At 33.7% G+C, this 4644-nt stretch carries 4 protein-coding genes; 2 read left to right on the forward strand and 2 right to left on the reverse strand.

What is annotated here, in order from left to right; translation table 11 throughout:
* A partial coding sequence (locus HOG71_04690; protein MBT5990128.1) for a hypothetical protein occupies positions 1 to 450 on the forward strand: 450 nt, incomplete at its 5' end.
* Here HOG71_04690 and HOG71_04695 read toward each other — a convergent pair.
* Together HOG71_04695 and HOG71_04700 are read right to left on the reverse strand one after the other, a co-directional pair.
* Positions 431 to 1357, reverse strand: a complete 927-nt coding sequence (locus HOG71_04695; protein ID MBT5990129.1) for a tetratricopeptide repeat protein — start codon at positions 1355 to 1357, stop codon at positions 431 to 433. The genes HOG71_04690 and HOG71_04695 overlap by 20 nt on opposite strands.
* Before the next feature lie 162 nt (positions 1358 to 1519).
* Positions 1520 to 3742, reverse strand: coding sequence for a S46 family peptidase (locus tag HOG71_04700; GenBank protein ID MBT5990130.1), 2223 nt, complete (start codon positions 3740 to 3742; stop codon positions 1520 to 1522).
* Positions 3743 to 3895: 153 nt separating this feature from the next.
* Between HOG71_04700 and HOG71_04705 the strand changes: the two genes are divergently transcribed.
* Entirely contained in the window at positions 3896 to 4534 is a 639-nt protein-coding gene (locus HOG71_04705) for a deoxynucleoside kinase (GenBank protein ID MBT5990131.1), read from the forward strand.
* Positions 4535 to 4644 lie beyond the last annotated feature (110 nt).

A 4644-nucleotide genomic window follows, 5' to 3' on the forward strand; every position in this document is an offset into this window, starting at 1 on the left:
AATTTTGTTTTCAATACTATTGATTCCGTATTTGAAACCGTATTTTCGGAAAGACTTGACACATTTCTAAATCAAAAAGCAATTGATAAATCAATTCAAACAAACAGAAGGTTTACTGCTTTGCAAATCCCATTATTTGTTGGATACAAATATTCCTATGACAGATTAAGCCTGGCATTAAAAGCTGGCTTGATTGCAAATCTTACATTTAGCGATCAAATTAATAATACACAAGTTGATTTACCAGCTGGCTTTCAATCTGAAATTTACCAACTATATTGGTCTCTTTCATTAAATCCTGAAATATGGTATTCAATATCTGATAAAGTAGATGTTAGAGTAGGAATAAATTATAATTATAACCTGAATACTGAAGGAATTAAAAATGACTATTGGTTTATGGCTAATTCGTTATTGTTACAAACTGGAGTTAGTTATTGGCTGAATTAGTTTTAATTAATTCTCTAATTTCACTTAATTTCCTTTCAACTTCAAAATAATTGTCTCCATACTTAACCTCAAATCGATTCAGATAAATTGAGTAGAAATATTCTGCTTTTTCTAAATCACCTTTTAACTCATAAACATTAGCCAAATCGTACCAATAATCATAATTGACTTCAGAAGCAGCTTTAAGATTTTCAAGCGCACCATCATAGTCACCAAGTTTAATTTGGCACATTGCAATATCATATAGAACTAAAGGAGCTTCATATTCTGAATATCTCATTGACAATTCAAAACAGTTCTTTGCATTTTGAAATGAATCAATTTGAAAAAAGGCAACACCCAAATTCATATACAAATATTCATTTTGGGGATATAACTCATTTAATTCTTTAATATAGGTAATCGCCTTAGTTGGATCATTTGCGGTTAAGCTATCTGCATAAGGAAGATAGAACTGATCAAATTTCAGTTGAGCTTCAAACTGTTCATGTTCTGCTTGTACTATCCTTTTTTCTTCTTTTGTTGGAAGAGTGAAGGTAAATATCAATGTTGCAAAAAGAACAACTAAAATAAACAGGTGCAAGACAAGCCGATTAGCTAATGATAATTGTCGAAGCAAAGGACTTTTAGCTAATTTTTTTGAAATCCAGATTTGAAGATTTGTATCAGATACGTCATTTGTTGAATTGATCAATCCAGCGGCTTTTATTATTGGAAGTGCCTTCGTTACATCTGATTCTTTTACTTGAAGTTTAATACCACCGATTGCATTTGATAAATAATTGTGGACTTGTATTAATTGTTCATCTTGTAAGATAACCTCAATGCCCTCAGATTCAAGCTTACTTTTAATTACGAAAGCTTCATGTGGAAACTGAAATCGAACAACTGTTATAAATTTTCCCATACCTAAACGATAGCCAATGATTTTAGAAGAATCAGTTGAAGAAATCCGATAACTATCGGATCAAAGTTAGTCGAAAAAGGAAATAAAATAAACAATGTTGATAGAAACAAAAATAGCCGAAGGTTTAAACCCACGGCTATTTTAAAATTAGATTAATACGATCTATTTTTCTTCAATAAGCTCAATCTCGATTTTGGGTTCTACCACTACCTGATCTTCAGCAATAGTTAATTCTTCAATTAAGTTAGTTGCTCCTGCAAACTTGTCAATCACAAACAATACGTAACGAATATCGACATTAATGGTTCTGTTGTATTGTGGATCCACAACCAGATCTCCTGTCATGGCTTCCCAGTTACCATCAAAGGCAATTCCAATTAGTGCACCATTATCATTGATTACCGGACTACCTGAATTACCACCCGTGATATCGTTATTTGAAAGGAAACATACATAAAGTGTATCACCTGTTCCGTAGCGTCCAAAATCTTTTTTGATGAGTAAATCATGTAATTTGGGATCAATCTTGAACTCCTCATCATTCGGATCTTCTTTTTCAAGAATGCCATAATGAGTTGTATAGTAATTATAAAAAACAGCGTCTTTAGGGAAATACGGAAGCACTGTTCCATAACTCATTCTGAGTGTTGAATTGGCATCTGGATAAAGCTCTTCGCTACTTTTGAACTCGCGTAACATGGGAATATACTGGTCATGAAGTTGAGCTATTTCATTATTTACGCTCATATAGGTCATCATGTAATTTTCTCTATAATAACTTACAATGGCATCATACAAAACAAAAATCATTTCCTTTTTCAAGGATTTTGCAGAAGGTTTTGCAGCAAATTTGTCCAGTTTTTCCTGATTCAGTATCACTGATTTTTCAAACATTTCTTCAAAATATGCATCCAGCTTTTGTTTGAAATTTTCGCCTTTGTAATCAGCATCAATTTCTGCAAATATGGGGACAGATAATGGTTCTTTCAAACTTGAATAAAACTTATACGTAAAGGAAGGAAGCAATATTTTGTCTTTCTTTAATAAGGATAATTCATTCATATTTTTATATCCAGACACTAAATTATCCAAATCAGTTTTAACATCTTCAGCAGTCGATCCAGCATTCAATTGATTGTTTAAATTATTAAATGCTGCAGCATATTGCATCATTTCAAGTCTAAACATACCAGCTGCTACATAATAAAAACCAGGCATAATTCTCCGATACTTGGCATAGGATGTCTCCAAATTTTCATAGGTTGATCCATACTTTTCTGCTCTGGCATCATCTGCATGTATCCAATCCAGAATTTTTTCCTCTTCGGCTTTGTATTTATTTACTAAACCATATTGCTTTAAGCCTAAATTTTGACCTTTGAAGTATTTGTAGGTATTTCCCAGACTGGCATAATCTGAAGCTAACTCTATTCTCACTTTATCATCAGCATCCATAATAACCTTCATTTCGGTCAACATTTCACCAAAAATATCGATCAATGTAGGTTGCTCCATTTCCATTTTAAAGGCAATGTCTTGAGAGGAGAGAAAACGTTCCGTAGTTCCCGGAAAACCCATAATCATGGCAAAGTCATCTCGCTCAACTCCATCCAAAGAAATTGGTAAAAAATGCATGGGTTTGTATGGTATATTGGCCTCGCTAAAATCTGCTGGCTTGCCATCCGCTCCTGCGTAAATTCGTAAAATAGAGAAATCGCCAGTATGACGTGGCCACATCCAGTTATCGGTATCTCCACCATACTTACCTATTGATGAAGGGGGTGCACCTACAAATCTAACATCCGTAAATCTTTCATAAACTAACAGATAATGCTCAGATGATCCGAAATATGTCTCTACATAGGATTCGTAATGTGTTCCTTCAATAGAGGCCTTTTCAGCTGAATCAATTATTGCATCAATAATATCCTGACGCTCTGTATCATCATCAATACCAAGTGTTTTTTCCTTGATTAATCCTGTAAGGTCTTCCATTCTCACCAAGCGTGAAACAGAAAAATCTGGAATGGGAATTTCCTGATCGTGAGATTTTGCCCAAAAACCATTTGTTAAAAAATCGTTTTCAACTGAAGATAGAGAAGCAATTGCATCATAGCCACAATGATGATTTGTGAACACCAATCCCTTGTCTGATACAATTTCTCCGGTGCAAAATCCTTCTCCTAGTCGAACGATTGCATCTTTAATTGAAGCATTGTTAATGTTATAAATATCCTCAGCATTCAACTTCATGCCAAGTTCATGCATCTTTTTCTCATTCAATTTCTTGATGTAGAGAGGCAACCACATACCTTCATCGGGTGTAGCGTGTAACATGCCAAAAGTAAAAATGCTAACTAAAAGTAAACTAAACAGTTTTTTCATTCTAAATAGATTTATGATTCCAATAAAAATTGTTTTTCTTTGTAAAAGGCTACGAATTTAGCAAAAACATTCAATTCAACTCAAATACCCTCTTTATCTTTTTGTATATTTGAAATCCTTAAATCTACTCCCGTATAATTTAATTTTGCACAAATGATTTTTAATCACAAACTTAACTTTTATCTGATAAGTGTTTGTGGAGCAAGTGCTTCCGGCAAATCGTCTTTGCTCGACTTAATTCGAACTAATTTTGGAGATGACGTTTCTATTGTTTCTCAAGATGATTATTACAAGGATATTGATCAGCAAATCAAGGATAAAAAGGGAATTTATAATTTTGATTTACCTGAAGCGATTGATCATGAAGCTTTTATTCGTGATTTATACCAACTGTCTGAAGGTAAAATCATTGAACGACCTGAATACACTTTCAATCATCCGCACAAAATACCTGAACTCAGAGTTTTCAAACCGGCTCCAATAGTTGTGGTTGAAGGGCTGTTTATTAATTATACGGAGGAACTCAACGAGCTTATTAACTTAAAAGTATTTGTTGATGCTGATTTAGAAATTTGCTTTGAAAGAAGAAAAGAGCGTGATATCAAAATCCGTCAAATTCCTGAAGATATTTTTACGCATCAATGGAAAAAACATGTACTTCCTGCCTACAAACTACATGTGAAACCCTGCAGAAAAATGGCAAATTTCATCATCGACAACAACTCCAATATGACTGAAGGATTTGCGCATCTGAAAGCATTTATGCATAGCATACTAAAGCCAGAAGAATAAGTTTTGATGAATTACCGGCAAACCCTTCACTATTTATTTGAGAAACTGCCTATGTACCAACGAGTTGGTGCAGCAGCTTATAAAGCTAATCTTGATAATACGATTGCCCT

Source organism: Bacteroidota bacterium, assembly GCA_018698135.1.
In the GTDB taxonomy this organism is placed as follows: domain Bacteria; phylum Bacteroidota; class Bacteroidia; order CAILMK01; family JAAYUY01; genus JABINZ01.